The sequence below is a fragment of the Pseudomonas sp. SMSB3 genome (assembly GCF_052041965.1).
Taxonomy (GTDB): Bacteria; Pseudomonadota; Gammaproteobacteria; order Pseudomonadales; family Pseudomonadaceae; genus Aquipseudomonas.
On record NZ_JBKGGV010000001.1, the window covers coordinates 659,316 to 678,250 of the forward strand.

Here is an 18,935-nt window from a genome sequence, read left to right on the forward strand (position 1 = left end):
TGTTCCTTGTTCTGAAAAGAGACGGCTCAGGCCTGGTGCAGGTACCAACGCCAGTCCTGTTCGCTGACTTCGGCCATGAACTGGCGGTACTCGGCGCGTTTGACCTTGAGGTAGACGCCCAGAAACGCCTCGCCCAGGGTTTCGCGCGCCCATTCGGAACGCTCGAGGGCCTCGAGCGCGGTCAGCCAGTCGGTCGGCAGGTGCTCGCAGGCTTGGGCGTAGCCATTGCCCTGTACCGCAGGGCCTGGATCGAGTTGCCCGCGAATACCGCTGTGGCTGGCAGCGAGAATGGCGGCAGCGGCCAGGTAAGGGTTGGCATCGGCGCCGCAGATCCGATGTTCGACATGGCGGCTGCTGGCCGGTCCACCGGGTACGCGCAGGCTGACGGTGCGGTTGTCGACACCCCAGGTCGGCGCCAGCGGTGCATAACTGTTGGCCTGGAAGCGGCGGAAGGAGTTGGCGTTGGGGCAGAACAGCAACAGCGACTCGCGCAGGTGACGCAACATACCGGCCACTGCCTGGCGCAGCAGTGCGGTACCGGCTGGGTCGTCGCTGGCGAACAGGTTGTGGCCGGCGCTATCCGCCAGGCTCAAATGCATGTGCATGCCGGTGCCGGCCAACTGCGCGAACGGCTTGGCCATGAAGCAGGCCTGCATGCCATGGGCATGGGCCACGCCTTTGACCAGGCGTTTGTAGCGCACCGCCTGGTCCATGGCGGCCAGCGCAGGGCCGTGCTCCAAGGTGATTTCCACCTGGCCGGGCGCGTATTCGGAGATCGCCGTGCGCGCTGGAATGCCCTGGGCCTTGCACGCGGCATACACGTCAGCGAGAAACGGCTCGATCTGCTCCAATTCGCGCAGGCCGTAGACCTGGGTGCTGCGCGGTCGTCCGCCGTCGTTGTCCAGTGCCGGTTGCGGGCGGCCCAGGGCATCACGTTGCTGGTCGAGCAGGAAGAACTCCAGCTCGCAGGCCATCACCGGGTGGTAACCGTCGGCCTCGAGCGCCGCGATGGTGCGCAGCAACACATGGCGCGGATCGGCGACACTGGCCGGCATGCCTTCACTGGGGTGCATGCTGACCTGCACGGCAGCGGTCGGCACACGCCGCCATGGCAGGCGCACCAGGCTGCCGTGAAGCGGGTAGGCGCGGCAGTCGATGTCGCCGACATCCCAGACCAGTCCTGAGTTTTCCACGTCATCGCCATCGAGGGTCAGGCCGAGGATGGTGCTGGGCAGCGGTCGTCCGCTCTCATACACCGCGAGCAGCTCATCGCGGTGCAGCAGCTTGCCACGTGGCACGCCATTGGCGTCGAGGATGAACAGCTCGAACAGTTCGATATCCGGGTGGTGTTCGAGAAAACGGCGGGCGTGTTCCATGGGTGCAAAATGCATGATCTATTCGCTCACAAACGCTCGGAACCTGCGCGTGCGCGCGGTTCACTCGAGACAGGCGGCCAGATGGCGGCCGGAGAGTGTCACAGGGGCGGGAGCGAGGCATCCGGCGGGCGTGCATGGCGGCAATGCCACAGGGCCCAGAAGGCGATGATGCGATTGACCAACGGATTTTCACCGGCACGCGACCGAGCCTTCGCCGGCGAAGGGCGTGACACCGGTGGAACGAGGGTCGGGGCGCAAGTCATGCCGTCGATACTCACATGCGGCGTAATGTTGATTAAAGCAGTGAATGGCAACCTTCACGTTGCGCCTGGCTAAACATTCAGCCTGACATGTCGCCGCTCGCCGCGCCCGCCAGCAGCTCCAGCAGAAACCCGGCAAATCTGCGACAATCGCGCATCATTCGAATGCCGATCAGGACATAGCAGGCTCACCTGCACCCTCAAAAGCCCCATGACCGACCAAGCCATCGACAAACTGCTGCAAAACCTCGACCACGCCATGATCGCCGAGCGCCACCGTTTGCGCCGGCAATTGCACGAGCTGCGCAAGCGCCCCGACGAGGCGAAGCTGGCGCAGTGGGTGCAAAAGGTCGAGGCTTCCTTCGCCCAGGTCAGCGCACGACAGAACAGCGTGCCGCCGATCCGCTACGACGACAGCCTGCCGATCGCGGCCAAGCGTGACGAGATCAAAAAGGCACTGGCCGAGCACCAGGTGCTGGTCATCGCCGGCGAGACCGGCTCCGGCAAGACCACGCAGCTGCCCAAGATCTGCCTGGAAATGGGCCGTGGCAGCCATGGCCTGATCGCCCACACCCAGCCCCGGCGGATCGCCGCGCGCAGCGTGGCCGCGCGGGTTGCCGAAGAACTCGGCACGCCGTTGGGGGCGTTGGTCGGTTACCAGGTACGCTTTGAAGACCAAAGCGATGCCAACACCTTGGTCAAGCTGATGACCGACGGTATTCTGCTCGCCGAAACCCAGCATGATCGCTTTCTCGAGCGTTACGACACGATCATCGTCGACGAAGCCCACGAGCGCAGCCTGAACATCGATTTTTTGCTCGGTTACCTGAAGACGCTGCTGCACCGTCGCCCCGAGCTCAAGCTGATCATCACCTCGGCGACCATCGACCTCGAGCGCTTCTCCAAGCACTTCGACAATGCGCCGATCATCGAGGTGTCCGGGCGGACCTTCCCGGTGGAAACCTGGTACCGCCCGCTGACCAGCGAGCAGGACGAGGAGGGCAACCAGGTCGAGGACGATCTCACCGTCGACCAGGCCATCCTTGCCACGCTCGACGAAATTGCCCAGCACGAACGCAGCGTTGGCAAAGGCCCGGGCGATGTGCTGGTGTTCCTGCCGGGCGAACGGGAAATTCGCGATGCCGCCGAAATCCTGCGCAAGGCGCAGCTGCGCCATACCGAAATCCTGCCGTTGTATGCACGCCTGTCGCCGGCCGAACAGCAGCGGATTTTCCAGCCTCATCCGGGGCGTCGCGTGGTGCTCGCGACCAACGTTGCGGAAACCTCGCTGACCGTACCGGGCATCCGTTACGTGATCGACAGCGGCACGGCGCGCATCAGCCGCTACAGCTACCGCGCCAAGGTCCAGCGTCTGCCGATCGAGGCGGTGTCCCAGGCCAGTGCCAACCAGCGCAAAGGCCGCTGCGGGCGGGTCGAGCCTGGCATCTGCGTGCGCCTGTACAGCGAAGAGGACTTCAATAGCCGACCAGCCTTCACCGACCCCGAAATCCTGCGGACCAACCTGGCGGCAGTGATCCTGCAGATGCTGCACCTGCGCCTGGGGGCGATCGATGCGTTCCCGTTCATCGAGCCACCAGATGGCAAGGCCATCAGCGACGGCTTCAACCTGCTGCAGGAACTGTCGGCGGTCAATCGGGAAAACCAGCTGACGCCCATTGGTCGCCAGCTCGCGCGCCTGCCGATCGACCCACGCCTGGGGCGCATGCTGCTCGAGGGGGCACGCCTGGGCAGCCTGCAGGAAGTGCTGATCGTCACCAGTGCGCTGTCGGTGCAGGATCCACGCGAACGACCGCCCGAGCGTCAGCAGGCCGCTGACCAGGCGCACGCACAGTGGAAGGACGTGGACTCCGACTTCGCTGCCTTGGTCAACCTGTGGCGCGGTTTCGAGGAGCAGCGCCAGGCGTTGACCGCCAACCCATTGCGCAACTGGTGCCGCAAGCAGTTCCTCAATTACCTGCGCCTGCGCGAGTGGCGCGATGCCCATCGCCAACTGGCGTTGATCTGCCGCGACCTGCAGTTGGCGGTGAACAAGGACGCCTGCGACTACCAGAAAATGCACAAGGCCATCCTCAGTGGCCTGCTCAGCCAGATCGGCCACAAGACCGAGGACGGCGATTATCAAGGTGCCCGCCAGCGCCGCTTCTGGGTCCATCCCTCGTCAGGCTTGGGCCGCAAGCGCCCGCAGTGGGTCATGGCCGCCGAACTGGTCGAGACCACCAAGCTCTACGCGCGCATGGTGGCCAAGATCGAACCGGACTGGATCGAGCCGCTGGCCGGGCATCTGGTGAAGAAGAACCACTTCGAGCCGCACTGGGAGAAAAAACGCGGGCAAGTGGTGGCGTACGAGCAGATCACCTTGTACGGCTTGATCCTGGTCGGTCGCCGGCCGGTGCATTTCGGGCCGATCGACCCGGTCACCTCGCGTGAGCTGTTCATTCGCGAAGGCCTGGTCGGCGGTGAAATACAATCGCGCGCCAAGTGCCTGGCAGCCAACAAGCGCCTGCTCGAAGAGCTCGACGAGCTCGAAGCCAAGGCCCGACGTCGCGACATCCTGGCCGATGAAGAGACGCTCTACGCCTTCTACGAAGCGCGCCTGCCTGCTGAAATCCACCAGACCGCGACCTTCGATAGCTGGTACCGCATGGGCAGCCAGAAGGACGCCAGCCTGCTGATCATGCGCGAAGAGGACGTGCTGGCCCGTGAAGCCAGCGAGGTCACCGCCGCGCAGTACCCCGACAGCCTGCAGGTCGGCGACCTGCGGCTGCCGCTGACCTATCACTTCGAGCCGGGGCATGCCCGCGACGGCGTCACCGTGCGCGTGCCGGCGCCGCTGTTGCCCAGCCTGCCGGGCGAACGCCTGGAATGGCTGGTGCCGGGTTTGCTCGAGGCCAAGTGCATCGCCCTGGTGCGTAACCTGCCCAAGGCCTTGCGCAAGAACTTCGTGCCGGTGCCGGACTTCGTCAAGGCCTCGTTGTCGCGCCTGAGCTTCGGCCAGGGCGCATTGCCTCAGGCGCTGGGCCAGCAATTGCTGCGCATGACCGGCGCGCGCGTGCCCGATGAAGCCTGGGCCGAGGCAGTGGCCCTGTTGGAGGGCCACCTGCGCATGAACATCGAGGTGGTCGACGGTCAGGGCAAGTTCCTCGGCGAAGGGCGCGATCTTGACGCACTCACCGCCCGCTTTGCCGCAGCCAGCCAGGCCGCCCTGGCGGTGCCGCGCGACCAACACAGCGAACAGCCGGTGCAAGCCAAGGCGTTCAGCGAGGTCAAGCAGACCGCTCAGCAGAAGATCGCCGGGCTGTCGATGACCGTCTACCCAGCATTGGTGGAAGAGGGTGGCACCGTGCGTGAGGGGCGTTTCTCGACCCCGGCCGAAGCGCAGTTCCAGCACCGTCGGGCGTTGCAGCGCCTGCTGCTGCAACAGTTGGCCGAGCCTGCCAAGTTCCTGCGCAGCAAACTCCCTGGGCTGACCGAAATGGGCTTGTTGTATCGAGAGCTGGGCCGCGTCGAGGCGTTGGTCGAAGACATTCTGCTGGCCAGCCTTGACAGTTGCATCCTCGATGGCGAAGCCGCCTTGCCGCGCGACGGTGCGGCGCTGGCCGCGCTGGCCGAACGCAAGCGCGGCAGCTGGGCCGAGCATGCCGAGCGCCTGGCGCGCCAGACGCTGGAGGTGCTCAAGCTCTGGCATGGTTTGCAAAAACGCTTCAAGGGCAAGATCGACCTGAGCCAGGCGGTGGCGCTCAATGACATCAAGCAGCAGCTGGCCAACCTGGTGTACCCGGGCTTTGTTCGGGAAACGCCGGCGCCGTGGTTCAAGGAGCTGCCGCGCTACCTCAAGGCCGTGGAGTTGCGCCTCGAGAAGCTCGGCGCCCAGGTGCAGAAAGACCGGGTCTGGAGCGCTGAGCTGAGCACGCTGTGGGCGCAGTACAAGGCGCGCGCCGACAAGCATGCCCAGGAGGGCAAGCGCGATGAGCAACTGACCCTCTACCGCTGGTTGCTGGAAGAATACCGGGTGTCGTTGTTCGCCCAGCAGCTGGGTACCAAGCTGCCGATTTCCGACAAGCGATTGAGCAAACAGTGGAGCCAGGTGGAAGGTTAAACTTCCCCAGTTGTGGCACTATTGAGGCAATTTGGGCCGCATCGCGGCCCATGTGGGCAGGGGCAGCCCACACGCGAGGGATGCCCTCGCGATCAATCTGGTACTAAAGTGCCATTAGCCTGACCTATTCCCAGCCAGCGCCCTGTGGCGGTGGCCTTTGAACAGAGGATCGATCGTGCACAACGTCGTGATCAGCGGCACCGGCCTGTATACCCCGGCCCAGAGCATTACCAACGAAGAATTGGTGGCCTCCTTCAATGCGTGGTCCGAGCAGTACAACCACGACAACGCCGCCGCCATCGAGCGCGGCGAACTCGAAGCGGCGCCGCTGTCGGATGCCGCCTTCATCGAAAAGGCCTCGGGGATCAAAAGCCGCTTCGTCATGGACAAGGCCGGCATCCTCGACCCGCAGCGCATGAAGCCACGTTTGCCAGAGCGCTCCAACAACGAACCTTCGATTCTCTGTGAAATGGCCGTGGCGGCCGCTCGCCAGGCGCTGGAGCGTGCCGGTCGCAGCGCGGCGGATGTGGACGGGGTGATCGTCGCCTGTTCCAACCTGCAGCGGCCGTACCCGGCCATTGCCATCGAGGTCCAGCAGGCGCTGGGTATCCAAGGGTTTGCCTTCGACATGAACGTGGCCTGTTCTTCAGCCACCTTCGGCATCCAGACGGCGGCCAACAGCGTCCAGCTCGGGCAGGCGCGGGCAGTGTTGATGGTCAACCCGGAGGTGTGTACCGGGCACTTGAACTTCCGTGATCGCGACAGCCATTTCATCTTCGGCGACGCCGCTACCGCGGTGTTGCTCGAGCGGGCCGACAAGGCCAGCTCCGCGCATCAGTTCGAAATTGTCAGCAGCAAACTGTGGACCGAGTTCTCCAACAACATCCGCAACAACTTCGGCTTCCTCAACCGCGCTGCGGAGGAGGCGATGAGCGCCGCCGACAAGCTGTTCATCCAGGAAGGCCGCAAGGTGTTCCGCGAGGTGTGCCCGAAAGTGGCCGAACTGGTCGGCCAGCACCTGCAAGAAAACGGCCTGCAACCGTCTGACGTCCAACGCTTCTGGCTGCACCAGGCCAACCTCAGCATGAACCACCTGATCGTCAAGAAGCTGTTGGGGCGTGAGGTGAGCGAACAGGAAGCTCCGGTCATCCTCGATCGCTATGCCAATACCAGCTCGGCAGGTTCGGTGATTGCCTTCCACTTGTATCAGGACGATCTGCCCAAAGGCGCCCTGGGCGTGTTGAGCTCGTTCGGTGCCGGCTATTCGATCGGCAGCGTGATCCTGCGCAAGCGCTGATCGCCAGGGCGGCTTGGCAACTCGTTGCAGAGCGGAAAAAAAACGGGAACTGCCGGATGGGGATCGGCAGTTCCCGTTTTGCGTGAAGCAGGCTGCAGGTCGCTTAGAATTTGGCTTCCAGGTCCACTTGCAGGGTGTCTACGTCGGCATTGCTGTTGGGCAGGTTGGAATAGTCGGTCTTGGCCATCATGTAGGCTGCGCCCAGGGCGAAGTTCTTGTCGATCTCGTAACCGACCTTGAACTTGTGCCCGCGCGAGCCGGTGAAGCCGTTGCCGAAGTCCGAGTCGGTGAACAGGCTGACCACGCCGTTGCGTTGCACGTCCCGGTAGTTGTAGTCCAGGCTCCAGGCGCCGATCTTGCTCTTCAGGCCAGCCAGCCAGGCCTTGTCCTTGCCGTCGGTGCTCTCGGTGTTCTTGACGAACTGGCCATAGGCCGACAGTGGGATGGCGAAGCCGGTGAAATCGACCTGACCGAAGCCTTCGACCAGGTTGAATTCGTCGGTGGTGTTGCCCAGCGAGCGCAGCGCCGCCGAGGCCTTGTCATTGTCGTAGCCGTAGAGGCTGCCGCCGACGGTGACCTTGACGGTATCGGCTGCGTTGAACCTGGTGCCCAATTGCGCCGCGTACAGCTGCGCATCGTGCTTGAACTGCACGCCGTCGCCGTCGACGTTGTCCTTGAGGTTGTAGTGGCCGATGCTGCCGAATACCTCGGCAGGGCCTGCGTTGGTCTTGTAGGTGAGGGCAACGCCTTCAGGGTTGATGTCGCTGTCCCAGATGATGTCGCCCATGCTCACCCAAGGCTGCATCATCTTGCCGCCGATGATGTGCAGGTTCGGCACCGCTGTCGGGTGCCAGTCCAGGTAGGCCAGGTCGACCCACAGCGATTTCTTCTCGAAGTAGTTGTCCAGGCTCTGGTTGGTCGAGCGCGCATCGGCGCTGCTGCCGGTGGCCACGCGCACGCCGGCATCGACCTGCGGGTTGATCTCGCTGTAGAAGCCAACGCGGGCCCGCACCCGCTCACGGTCCTGGTTGCCGCTGCGGGAAATCGGGTTGTCGACGTTGACGTCTTCGTAACGCAGGCGCACATCGCCTTTGATCTGGGTCTTGGCGGCCCAGGCGACTTTCTGTTCGAACGAACTCATGCGCTCGGACTGGGCTTTCTGATCGGCCTTTTCCTTGGTCTCTTTTGCCAGATCGCCCTGCAGTTCGTTGTACTGCGCCTGGTTGATCGAGCCATTGGCGCGGAGCATTTCGAGCAGCTTGGCGTCGACAGCAGCACTGGCCGGAGTACTCAGAGCCAGCATCATGCCGGTGAGGCTCACTCCGGTAAGTGTGGAAACAAGACGCATAAGGTTCTCCCTACTTGAAAGATTCGGGGAGGCTCGGCGCCCACCCCCATGTTGGCATGTCTTCGGAAAGGGCCTGGCTAGACAGGTTCTGAGCTTCCGGAAAACAGGCGCAAGTATTGCGGGGGCGAATGACAGATTAATGTCTAATTAGTGGCACTGCTGTGAAGCCGTTACCCTGCGCCGGTATGCCGGTGCAATGTCATTTGAGTGACGGGGCCGTGTTCGCCGATACTGGCAGCCTTGCTCAGCGGGATGAAAACGTGACCAGTCTCTACAGCCTTGCCCACCTGCGTGACCTGCCAGCGGCGACCTGGGACGCCCTGGTGCCGCCGGGCCAACCGTTCCTGCGCCATGGCTTTCTCAGTGCCCTGGAAGACAGCGGCAGCGTCGCGCCGGCCACCGGCTGGGCCGCCGAACACCTGGTGCTGGAACATGAAGGACAGGTGCGCGCCTTGCTGCCGGCCTACCGCAAATGGCATTCCTATGGCGAGTATGTGTTCGACCATGGCTGGGCGGATGCTTGCGAACGCGCCGGCATCGCCTACTACCCCAAGCTGCTCGGCGGCGTGCCATTCAGTCCGGTGACAGGGCCGCGGCTATTGGCGCTCGACCCTGCCGATGCATCCTTGGTCCTGCAGGCGCTGCCGGAGTACTTGGGCAAAGCCGGGCTGTCCGGGGCGCACATCAATTTCACCGAGCCGCACTTCGATGCGCAGATCGCTGGGCAGCCCGGCTGGATGGAGCGTCTGGGCTGCCAGTTTCACTGGCGCAATCACGGCTACCGCGACTTCCAGGATTTTCTCGACAGCCTGAGCTCACGCAAGCGCAAGCAGATGCGCAAGGAGCGCGAGCAGGTGGCAGGGCAGGGTATCGATTTTCGCTGGTGCCGAGGCGATGAACTCGATGAAGCGCAATGGGACTTCGTCTACCTCTGCTACGCCAATACCTACGCCGTGCGTGGCCGCTCGCCATACCTTACGCGGGCATTCTTCAGCCTGCTGGCCGAACGCATGCCCGAGGCCGTGCGCGTGGTCATGGCGCGCCAAAGTGACCGTGATGTGGCCATGGCGCTGAGCCTGGTCGGCGGCGACAGTTTGTTTGGGCGCTACTGGGGCTGTCTGGCCGAATTCGACCGGCTGCATTTCGAAACCTGTTTCTACCAGGGCATGGATTTCGCCATCGCCGAGGGTCTGCAGCGGTTCGATGCCGGGGCGCAGGGCGAGCACAAGCTGATTCGCGGCTTCGAGCCCGTGCTCACCCGGTCCTGGCATTACCTGCTGCATCCGGGTTTGCGCCGGGCCGTGGACGAGTTTCTGCAACAGGAGCGCGACGGAGTACGGGCGTATGCCGAGCAGGCGCGGGAGATGCTGCCTTATCGCAAGGACTGATCGCGACGATTGTCCGTTCGGGCCTCCTGGGCAAAGAGGCCCGAACAGGTCTCAATCGACGCCGACGAACCCACCGGTCTGGTGATGCCATAAGCGAGCATACAGCCCCTGCTGCTCGAGCAATTGGCTGTGGCTACCACTTTCGACGATGCGCCCCTGGTCCAGCACCACCAGGCGATCCATGCGCGCGATGGTGGACAGGCGGTGGGCGATGGCGATCACGGTCTTGCCCTGCATCAGGGTCTCCAGGCTCTCCTGAATCGCCGCTTCCACTTCCGAATCCAGTGCCGAGGTCGCCTCGTCCATGATCAGGATCGGCGCGTTCTTGAGCAGTACCCGGGCGATCGCGATGCGCTGGCGCTGCCCACCCGACAGCTTGACCCCGCGCTCGCCGACGTGGGCGTCGAAACCAGTACGCCCTTGGGCGTCGGACAACTGCGGGATGAACACATCGGCGCGCGCCCGGCGCACGGCTTCGTGCAGTTGCGCTTCAGTGGCGTCGGGGCGGCCATACAGCAGGTTGTCGCGGATCGAGCGGTGCAGCAGCGAGGTGTCCTGGGTGATCATGCCGATCTGCGCGCGCAGGCTGGCCTGGCTGACCTCGGCGATGTCCTGGCCGTCGATCAGAATGCGCCCGCCCTGCACGTCGTACAGGCGCAGCAGCAGGTTGACCAAGGTCGACTTGCCGGCACCCGAGGGCCCGATCAGACCGATCTTCTCGCCGGGGCGGATGTCCAGCTCGAGCCCTTCGATGACGTTGCTGGCCTTGCCGTAATGGAAGTCCACGTCAGCGAAATGTACGGCGCCGCGGCTGACCTTGAGCGCTGGCGCGTTCGGCTTGTCGGTGACCGTGACCGGTTGGGCGATGGTCTGCAGGCCATCCTGGACCATGCCGATGTTTTCGAAAATGCCGTTGACCACCCACATGATCCACCCGGACATGTTGACGATGCGGATCACCAGGCCCGTGGCCAGGGCAATCGCGCCCACGCTGATCAGCGACTGGCTCCACAGCCACAGCGCAAGGCCGGTGGTGGTGACCACCAGCAGGCCGTTGAGGGTGGTGATGACCACGTCCATGCTGGTGACCACACGGGACGCCAGTTGGGTTTTCTCGGTCTGCTCACGGATCGCCTCACGGGCGTATTGCTGTTCGTGCTCGGTATGGGCGAATAGCTTGAGCGTGGCAATGTTGGTGTAGCCGTCGACGATGCGCCCCATCAGCTTGGAGCGCGCATCGGAAGAAATCACCGAGCGTTGCTTGACCCTTGGCACGAAATAACAGAGCGCGGCGATGTAGCCGAGGATCCATACCAGCAGCGGCAACATCAGCCGCCAGTCGGCCTCGGCGAACAGCACCAGCGAGGTGACCGCGTAGATCAACACATGCCACAGCGCATCGACTGCCTGCACGGCCGAATCGCGCAGCGAGTTGCCGGTTTGCATGATGCGCTGGGCGATGCGCCCGGCGAAATCGCTCTGGAAGAAGTTCAGGCTCTGCTTGAGCACGTAGGTATGGTTTTGCCAGCGAATCAGGCTGGTCATGCCCGGGTTGATGGTCTGGTGCACCAGCAAGTCGTGCAGGCCGAAGAACACCGGGCGCAGCAGCAGGACCACCACCAGCATCCAGATCAGTTCGCCGCCGTGGTCGCTGAAGAAGTTAGGGTTCGGCGCACCCTGGGCCAGGTCGATGATGCGGCTCAGGTAGCTGAACATCGCCACTTCGATCAACGAGGCAAACAGCCCCACCACCAGCAGCGCGACGAAGCTCGGCCAGACTTGGCGCAGGTAATACAGGTAGAACGGCCAGACCTGGCCCGGAGGCGACTCGCTGGGCGCGTCGCGAAAGATATCGATCAGTTGCTCGAAACGGCGATACAGCATGGGTGACAAGACTCCTGTGCTACCCGAACCCGGAAGGCTTCACGTCCCTGTGAGACCTGCCATCAGTCGATGCGTTTGGCCGATTTGATGAATACCGGGTCGGTGGGCACGTCGCGCATGCCTTTTTTGACGGTGGTCGGCGAATTGACGATCTGATCGACCACCTCCATGCCCTTGGTGACCTTGCCGAACACGGCGTAGCCGGCGTCACGGCCTGGGTTGAGGAAGTCGTTGTCAGCCACATTGATGAAGAACTGGCTGGTGGCCGAGTTCGGGTTGGAGGTGCGCGCCATGGCCAGGGTGCCACGGGTATTCTGCAGGCCGTTGCTGGCTTCGTTGCGGATCGGGTCCTTGGTGTCTTTCTGCACCATCTGCTCGGTGAAGCCGCCGCCCTGCACCATGAAGCCCGGGATCACCCGATGGAAGATGGTGTTGTTGTAGAAGCCGCTGTCGACGTAGGCCAGGAAGTTCTTGGTGCTGACCGGCGCCTTTTCGGCATTGAGCTCGATCTCGACTGGGCCGAAGCTGGTGTCCAGCAGAACGTGCGGGGTCTTGTCAGAGGCCATGACGCTGGCGGCGAAGGCAACCGAGCAGGCGGTGAGCAGAAGTTTTTTCAGCATGGGCTCAATGATCCTTGAGAGGTGGAAGCGGCTGCCAGGAACTGCAGCAGGGTCTGATTGAAGACCTCGGGTTGGTCCAGGGGCGTAGCGTGACGCGAATCGGCGATGACCACCAGCCTGGCGTTGGGCATCAGGGCGACATAGTGCTCTTTGAGTTGTATCGGGGTGTAATCCTGGTCAGCGGCGATTACCAGCGTGGGACAGCGAATGTCGTTGATGCGTTCCTGTACGCCCCAGTCGACGATGGCGTCGAAGCTCTTGAGGTAGGCGCGCTTGTCGTTGCGCGCCCAGCGTTCTGCCATCTTCTGCCGAAGTTCGGTTTGCCCAGGCTTGGGAAACAACCGTGCAGCCAGGCCCCTGCCGACGGTCTCGACGCTGAGCAGGCGCGCCAGGCTCCAGCGCTTGAACCACCATGACCAGTCGCGCAGAGTCCGCCGCTTGACCTGCGGGGCGCTGTTGACGATGCACAGGCTGCGCAGCCATTGCCGATGGTCGACGGCGAACTGAAAACCGACCATGCCGCCCATGGATAAACCGACGAAGTGCACAGGGCCAGTCTGCAGATGCTCGAGCAGGGCCAGCAGGTCTTCGCTGAACGTGGCGATGCTGTACCCGCCGCGGGGTTTCGCCGAGCGGCCATGGCCACGGATGTCCATGACGATGACCCGGTAGTGAAGGCTCAGTTCCGGCACTTGCAGCTCCCAGTCCTGGCTACTCGAGCCCAGGCCATGGAGCAGCACCAGCGGCTCGCCTTGACCATACTGTTGGTAGTGCAGCGAGCATCCTCGATGGTCGAAACTGGCCATGCACGCGGTCCTTTCAGGCTTGTGGGGGGGCTGCGAAGGGCGCGTCCAATGGCGCGGTGTCGAAATTGCGCAGCAGGTCGATGAGAATCTGCGTGGCTGGGCCCAGGGTCTTCTCTTTGCTTGAGTAAAGGTAGAACAGGGGATGGCGGCTGCCACCCTGATCCAGCGGCAGCGCCTTGAGCACGCCGTCACGCAGTTCGCGTTCGATCATGTGCCGGGGCAGCCAGGCAAAGCCCAGGCCGCTGCCCACGAAGGTGGCGGCAGTGCCCAGGCTACCGACCGTCCAGCGCTGCTCGGCGCCGAGCCAGCCGACATCGCGCGGCTGCGCCCGGCCTGAATCGCGAATCACCACCTGCAACTGGCTTTCCAGGTCCTGGAAAGTGATCTCCCGACCCAGGCGGTGCAGTGAGTGCTCGGGGTGGGCGACCGCAATGAATTCCACCGAGCTCAATTCCGTGCCCAGGTAACCGCCAATGCTGTAGCTGCTGATGGCAAGATCGGCGATGCCTTCATGCATCACTTCCTCGACACCGGACAACACCTCTTCGCGCAAACGCACCCGGCACCCGCGGCTCTGCGGCATGAAGGCGGCCAGGGCGCGCACCAGGCGTGCGCTGGGGTAGGCGGCATCGACCACCAGGCGGACTTCGGCTTCCCAGCCCTGCTCCATGTGGTGGGCCAGGTCTTCGAGCTGGCTGGCCTGCTTGACCAGGTGACGAGAGCGGCGCAGCAGCACATTGCCGGCCTCGGTCAGTACCGCCTTGCGTCCATCGATGCGCAGCAATGGTACGCCCAGTTGTTCCTGCATCCGCGCCACGGTGTAGCTGACCGAAGACTGCGATCGGTGCAAGGCTTCGGCTGCCTGGGCAAACCCGCCGTGATCGACCACTGCCTGCAGGGTCCGCCACTGATCCAGGGTTACGCGCGGCGCTTTCATGTTGGGCTCCTGTTGTCCTAAGCTGCGCTCTTTCAAGGAGAGCGCCCCATGAAGAAATGTTGTGCGGCATTGCTGTTGTGCCTGCCCCTTGGGGCCATGGCTTATCCCATCGATGTGCAGAAGGACCTCGACGGGGTCAAGCTGGACTACACCGCCTATGACACCGCCTATGACATCGGTGCCATCACCCTCAACAACTACGGCCAGGTGCCGGCAGCCTGCAGGGTGACCTTCCGCAATGGCCCTGAGGCGCCACGGGTACGCCGAATCAATGTGCCGGCTGGTAAAAGCGTCGATGTGACGGCCAAGTTCAATCGGCAGATCATCAAGCTGCGGATCGCGCTGGATTGCAAGGCGCAATAAACAGATTAATCGATAGATTGATCCCACTTTCTACGCTTTTTTATCGATAGGTCAAGGCTTAATCTCGCCTTGATTCACGATGTTTACTCCATCCAGGCCGGGGCCAAGTTGGCAGCGGTGGCTTGAGGTGCAACGAATCCTATCCCTGACACCTGGTCTGCTCCTTGGGTGTGTCTGCCCGGCCTGATGGCCGGGTTTTTCGCTCGCCTTGGCATTTTCTGCGCCTGTGGGATCGAGCGCCGCCCGCGCGGCGCATCGTGAGCTGCGCTCACTCCTACGGTTGTCTCGGGCCAATTATTTCTGGGATCTTTGTGCGCGACGCTTTGGCGCATCGCGCCTAGAATCCCCGTAGGAGTGAGCGCAGCTCACGATGCGCCGCGCAAGCGGCGCTCGATCTGCGCATCCCTTCATTACGCCAGCCAAACACCTGAATGAACCTTGGCAACGAATTCCCATCTCTGACCCCTGTTCTGCGCCTTGGGTATGTCCGCCCGGCCTGATGGCCGGGTTTTTCGCTCGCCACGGCATTTTTTGCGCCTGTGGGATCGAGCGCCGCGCAAGCGGCGCTCGATCTGCGCATCCCTTCATTACGCCAGCCAAACACCTGAATGAACCTTCGCAACGAATTCCCATCTCTGACCCCTGTTCTGCGCCTTGAGTATGTCCGCCTGGCCTGATGGCCGGGTTTTCGCTCGCCACGGCATTTTCTGCGCCTGTGGGATCGAGCGCCGCCCGCGCGGCGCATCGTGAGCTGCGCTCACTCCTACGGTTGTTTCGGGCCAATTATTTCTGGGATCTTTGCGCGCGACGCTTTGGCGCATCGCGCCTAGAATCCCCGTAGGAGTGAGCGCAGCTCACGATGCGCCGCGCAGGCGGCGCTCGGTCTGCGCATCCCTTCATTACGCCAGCCAAACACCTGAATGAACCTTCGCAACGAATTCCCATCTCTGACCCCTGTTCTGCGCCTTGGGTATGTCCGCCCGGCCTGATGGCCAGTTTTTGGCTCGCCACGGCATTTTCTGCGCCTGTGGGATCGAGCGCCGCCCGCGCGGCGCATCGTGAGCTGCGCTCACTCCTACGGTTGTTTCGGGCCAATTATTTCTGGGATCTTTGCGCGCGACGCCTTGGCGCATCGGGCCTAGAATCCCCGTAGGAGTGAGCGCAGCTCACGATGCGCCGCGCAGGCGGCGCTCGATCTGCGCATCACCTCAATGCGCCAGCCAAACACCTGAATGAACCTTCGCTATGGAAAACCCATACCGAGCCCGCACATTCCTCATGGTTGAACACTCAGGCCGCAACCCGCTAAGGTCGCGCCCTTGATTCACGAGAGACAACCATGGGCTACCTGATAATCGTCGCGCTGATCCAGGCGTTCTCCTTCAGCCTGATCGGCGAGTACCTGGCTGGGCACGTCGACAGCTATTTCGCTGTGCTCGCCCGCGTGCTGCTGGCCGGGCTGGTATTCCTGCCGCTGACGCGCTGGCGCCAGGTCGAGCCGGGCTTCCTGCGCTCGATGCTGCTGATCGGTGCTTTGCAATACGGCATCACTTACGTCTGCCTGTACCTGAGCTTTCGTGTACTCAGCGTGCCGGAAGTGCTGCTGTTCACCATCCTCACGCCGCTGCACGTTACCTTGATCGAAGATGCCTTGAACCGGCGCTTCAACCCCTGGGCGCTGGTCGCAGCCCTGGTGGCGGTGGCAGGCGCCGGGGTGATCCGCTTCGACAGCATCAGCGGCGACTTCTTCGTCGGCTTCCTGCTGCTGCAACTGGCCAACTTCACCTACGCTGCCGGCCAGGTGCTGTACCGCCATCTAGTGGCGCGCAACCCCAGTGACCTGCCGCACTACAAGCGCTTCGGCTACTTCTACTTGGGCGCATTGCTGATCGTGCTGCCGGCCTTCCTGCTGTTCGGCAATGCCCAGCACCTGCCGAGCAGCGCGCAGCAGTGGTGGGTGCTACTGTTCCTTGGCCTGTGCCCGACCGCGTTGGGGCTGTACTGGTGGAACAAAGGCGCCTGCCTGGTTTCGGGCGCTACATTGGCGGTGATGAACAACCTGCACGTGCCGGTAGGCTTGCTGCTCAACCTGCTGATCTGGAACCGCGACGAGCCGCTGGGCCGCCTGCTGCTGGGCGGCGCGATCATCCTGGCCTCGGTGTGGCTGAGCCGCCTGGGCAACCGCAGCCAGACGGCCGCGCTCGGCAAGGCCTGACATGCACTCCGTGCTGGTGATCGTTGCCCCGATCTTCGCCCTGATACTGGTCGGTTTTGCCTGCCGCAAGACCGATAAGCTCGGGGACAGGGCCGCTGCCGAAATCAACAAGATGGTGGTCTGGCTGTGCCTGCCGGCGCTGCTGTTCAAGGTCACCGCGACGGCGACCTGGAGCGAAATCTGGCACCCAGGCTTCATCGTCGCGTTTGGCGCAGGGGCGCTGGCAATGTTCGTCGTCACCTTGGCCTGGCGTCTCTGCTCCGGCCATGGCCTGGTGGCCGCCAGTATCGATGGGCTCAGCGCGGGCTACGCCAACACCGGCTATATCGGCATACCCCTGTGCCTGCTGCTGTTCGGCCAGCCAGGGCTGCAACCTGCGCTGATCTCATCGTTGATCGTCGTCTGCCTGGTGTTCGCGATCTCCCTGACTTTGATCGAAATCGGCCTGCAGCAGGAGCGGCACATCGGCCGTGCGGTCTGGCAGGTGGGCAAGGCGCTGGCCAAGAATCCGCTGGTCATCGCGCCGTTGGCAGGGGCGGGCTGGGCCATGGGCGGCCTGGGCCTGGCAGAGCCGGTGCTGCATTTTCTCGACATGCTGGCGCTTGCTACCACGCCGTGCGCGTTGATTTCGCTCGGCGCCTTTTTGGCGGAGAAACGGCCCGGTTCGCAGGCAAGTCCCTGGCCCTTGGTGGGCCTGAAATTGATCGGCCAGCCGGCGCTGACCTGGGTACTGGCATTCAAGGTGTTCAGCTTGCCGCCGATGTGGGCGGCCTCGGCAGTACTGCTGGCAGCGCTGCCGACGGGGACCGGGCCGTTCATGTTGGCGGAGTACTACAACCGCGAGGCAGGGTTGATTTCGCGGACCATCCTGCTGTCGACCGTGGCATCGCTGGGGACCCTGACCGGGCTGCTGTACCTGCTGGGGTGTGCAGGTTGACCTGGGCCGCCAGGCGGTCCCAGCGACTTCAACCCTCGCTGAGCTCTTCCAGGCGCCGCGGCTCAGTCGCTAAAGCGCGCCCCGTCAGCCCGACTCGCATGTCATTGCCACTCGGCTGCTGGTACAGGCTCAAGCCGAACTCTGGCAGCACCGCCAGCAGGTAATCGAAGATATCCCCCTGGATCCGCTCGTACTCCGCCCATACCGTCGTGGTGGTGAAGCAGTACACCTCCAGCGGTACGCCTTCGGCCGTGGTCTGCATCTGCCGGACCATGCAGGTCATGTTAGCGTGCACGTTGGGGTGGTTACGCAAGTACGCCAGGGCAAACGCGCGGAAGGTACCGATATTGGTCAGCTTGCGTCGGTTGGCCGAAAGCTCCGCCACCGGCCCCAGTGCCTCGTTCCAGGCGAGCAATTCCTGGCGCTTGCCGGCCAGGTAGTCGCCGAGCAGGCTCACCTGGCTCAGGCGTTGTTCTTCTTCGCGGGTCAGAAAACGTACCCCTGCGGCGTCGATGAACAGGCTGCGCTTGATGCGCCGCCCGCCCGACTGCTGCATGCCGCGGTAGTTGCGAAACGACTCGCTCATCAGGCGCCAGGTAGGGATCGAGACGATGGTCTTGTCGAAGTTCTGTACCTTGACCGTGTGCAGGGTGATATCGACCACGTCGCCATCGGCGCCCACCTGCGGCATTTCGATCCAGTCGCCGACGTGCAGCATGTCGTTACTGGTCAGCTGGACGCTGGCGACGAACGACAGCAGGGTGTCCTTGTAGACCAACAGCAGCACCGCCGACATGGCGCCCAGGCCCGACAGCAGCAACAGCGGCGAGCGGTCGATCAGGGTCGCGACGATGACGATCGAGGCGAAGATCCACAGCATCATCTTGGCCAGTTGCACATAACCCTTGATCGAGCGGGTGCGTGCATGTTCGGTACGCGCATAGATGTCCAGCAGGGCATCGAGCAGGCACGACAAGGCCATGGTCATGAACAGCAGGGTGAAGGCCAACGCCAGGTTGCCGAGGAAATGCTGGGCGGTATCGGACAGCTCCGGCACCAGTTTCAGCCCGAACTGGATCACCAGCGACGGAATGGTCTGCGCCAGGCGGTGAAAGACTTTGTTGTGGCGCAGGTCGTCCAGCCACTTCAGTGCCCCTTGCCGCGCCAGCAGGCGGGCGCCGTGCAGGACCAGAAACCGCGCCAGGCGGCCGAGCACCAGTGAAATCACCAGCAAAACCGCCAGGCCAATGGCGGCATGCAGCAGCGGATGTTGATCGAGGGTGCCCCACAGGTCGAGGCTGTCACGCCAGATGCGTTGAATGTCCATAGCTTGTAAACCGGTCTATTGCAGTGAAACGAGGCGCTATTAGAGCGCGGATGGCGAGAA

13 protein-coding genes are annotated in these 18,935 nt (G+C 63.3%); 6 read left to right on the top strand and 7 right to left on the bottom strand.

Going from position 1 to position 18,935, the window contains the following annotated elements:
* Positions 1–26: 26 nt before the first annotated feature.
* Positions 27–1,391, bottom strand: coding sequence for a glutamine synthetase family protein (locus ACLEJW_RS03105; protein WP_440776958.1), 1,365 nt, complete (start codon positions 1,389–1,391; stop codon positions 27–29).
* 456 nt (positions 1,392–1,847) lie between these two features.
* Between ACLEJW_RS03105 and hrpA the strand changes: the two genes are divergently transcribed.
* Together hrpA and ACLEJW_RS03115 are read left to right on the top strand one after the other, a co-directional pair.
* Entirely contained in the window at positions 1,848–5,753 is a 3,906-nt protein-coding gene (gene hrpA / locus ACLEJW_RS03110; protein WP_313455761.1) for an ATP-dependent RNA helicase HrpA, read from the top strand.
* Positions 5,754–5,928: 175 nt separating this feature from the next.
* Positions 5,929–7,050, top strand: coding sequence for a beta-ketoacyl-ACP synthase III (locus ACLEJW_RS03115; protein ID WP_440776959.1), 1,122 nt, complete (start codon positions 5,929–5,931; stop codon positions 7,048–7,050).
* A gap of 103 nt (positions 7,051–7,153) precedes the next feature.
* Here ACLEJW_RS03115 and ACLEJW_RS03120 read toward each other — a convergent pair whose 3' ends face one another.
* A complete protein-coding gene (locus ACLEJW_RS03120) occupies positions 7,154–8,398 on the bottom strand; it encodes a putative porin (protein ID WP_145186321.1) in 1,245 nt (414 codons plus the stop codon).
* 260 nt (positions 8,399–8,658) lie between these two features.
* Between ACLEJW_RS03120 and ACLEJW_RS03125 the strand changes: the two genes are divergently transcribed.
* A complete protein-coding gene (locus tag ACLEJW_RS03125; RefSeq protein WP_145186435.1) occupies positions 8,659–9,786 on the top strand; it encodes a GNAT family N-acetyltransferase in 1,128 nt (375 codons plus the stop codon).
* 51 nt (positions 9,787–9,837) lie between these two features.
* On the opposite strand, the gene ACLEJW_RS03130 is transcribed toward ACLEJW_RS03125, so the two are convergent.
* The 4 genes from ACLEJW_RS03130 to ACLEJW_RS03145 all read right to left on the bottom strand — a co-directional run bounded on the left by ACLEJW_RS03130 (position 9,838) and on the right by ACLEJW_RS03145 (position 14,033).
* Positions 9,838–11,670 carry an ABC transporter ATP-binding protein gene (locus ACLEJW_RS03130; protein WP_313296964.1) on the bottom strand — a complete coding sequence of 611 codons (1,833 nt, stop codon included), beginning with the start codon at positions 11,668–11,670 and terminating at the stop codon, positions 9,838–9,840.
* A 62-nt stretch (positions 11,671–11,732) separates the two neighbouring features.
* Positions 11,733–12,290, bottom strand: a complete 558-nt coding sequence (locus tag ACLEJW_RS03135) for a peptidylprolyl isomerase (RefSeq protein ID WP_145186327.1) — start codon at positions 12,288–12,290, stop codon at positions 11,733–11,735.
* The gene (locus tag ACLEJW_RS03140; RefSeq protein WP_145186330.1) at positions 12,284–13,096 is read right to left on the bottom strand and encodes an alpha/beta fold hydrolase; all 813 of its coding nucleotides are present in this window, start codon (positions 13,094–13,096) and stop codon (positions 12,284–12,286) included. Before ACLEJW_RS03140 ends, ACLEJW_RS03135 begins: the two co-directional genes overlap by 7 nt.
* Positions 13,097–13,109: 13 nt before the next feature.
* Positions 13,110–14,033, bottom strand: a complete 924-nt coding sequence (locus ACLEJW_RS03145; protein ID WP_440776960.1) for a LysR family transcriptional regulator — start codon at positions 14,031–14,033, stop codon at positions 13,110–13,112.
* 48 nt (positions 14,034–14,081) lie between these two features.
* Between ACLEJW_RS03145 and ACLEJW_RS03150 the strand changes: the two genes are divergently transcribed.
* From ACLEJW_RS03150 to ACLEJW_RS03160, 3 genes are all read left to right on the top strand, one after another.
* Positions 14,082–14,396: a 3-phosphoglycerate kinase gene (locus ACLEJW_RS03150; RefSeq protein ID WP_145186336.1), complete on the top strand. Its 315-nt coding sequence runs from the start codon at positions 14,082–14,084 to the stop codon at positions 14,394–14,396.
* 1,339 nt (positions 14,397–15,735) lie between these two features.
* Positions 15,736–16,611 carry a carboxylate/amino acid/amine transporter gene (locus ACLEJW_RS03155; protein ID WP_145186339.1) on the top strand — a complete coding sequence of 292 codons (876 nt, stop codon included), beginning with the start codon at positions 15,736–15,738 and terminating at the stop codon, positions 16,609–16,611.
* A 1-nt stretch (position 16,612) separates the two neighbouring features.
* Positions 16,613–17,548 carry an AEC family transporter gene (locus ACLEJW_RS03160; RefSeq protein ID WP_440776961.1) on the top strand — a complete coding sequence of 312 codons (936 nt, stop codon included), beginning with the start codon at positions 16,613–16,615 and terminating at the stop codon, positions 17,546–17,548.
* Positions 17,549–17,576: 28 nt separating this feature from the next.
* Here the strand turns inward: ACLEJW_RS03160 and ACLEJW_RS03165 are convergent, their stop codons facing one another.
* Complete coding sequence (locus tag ACLEJW_RS03165; protein ID WP_440776962.1) at positions 17,577–18,875, bottom strand: mechanosensitive ion channel family protein; 1,299 nt, start codon at positions 18,873–18,875, stop codon at positions 17,577–17,579.
* Between the last annotated feature and the right edge of the window lie 60 nt (positions 18,876–18,935).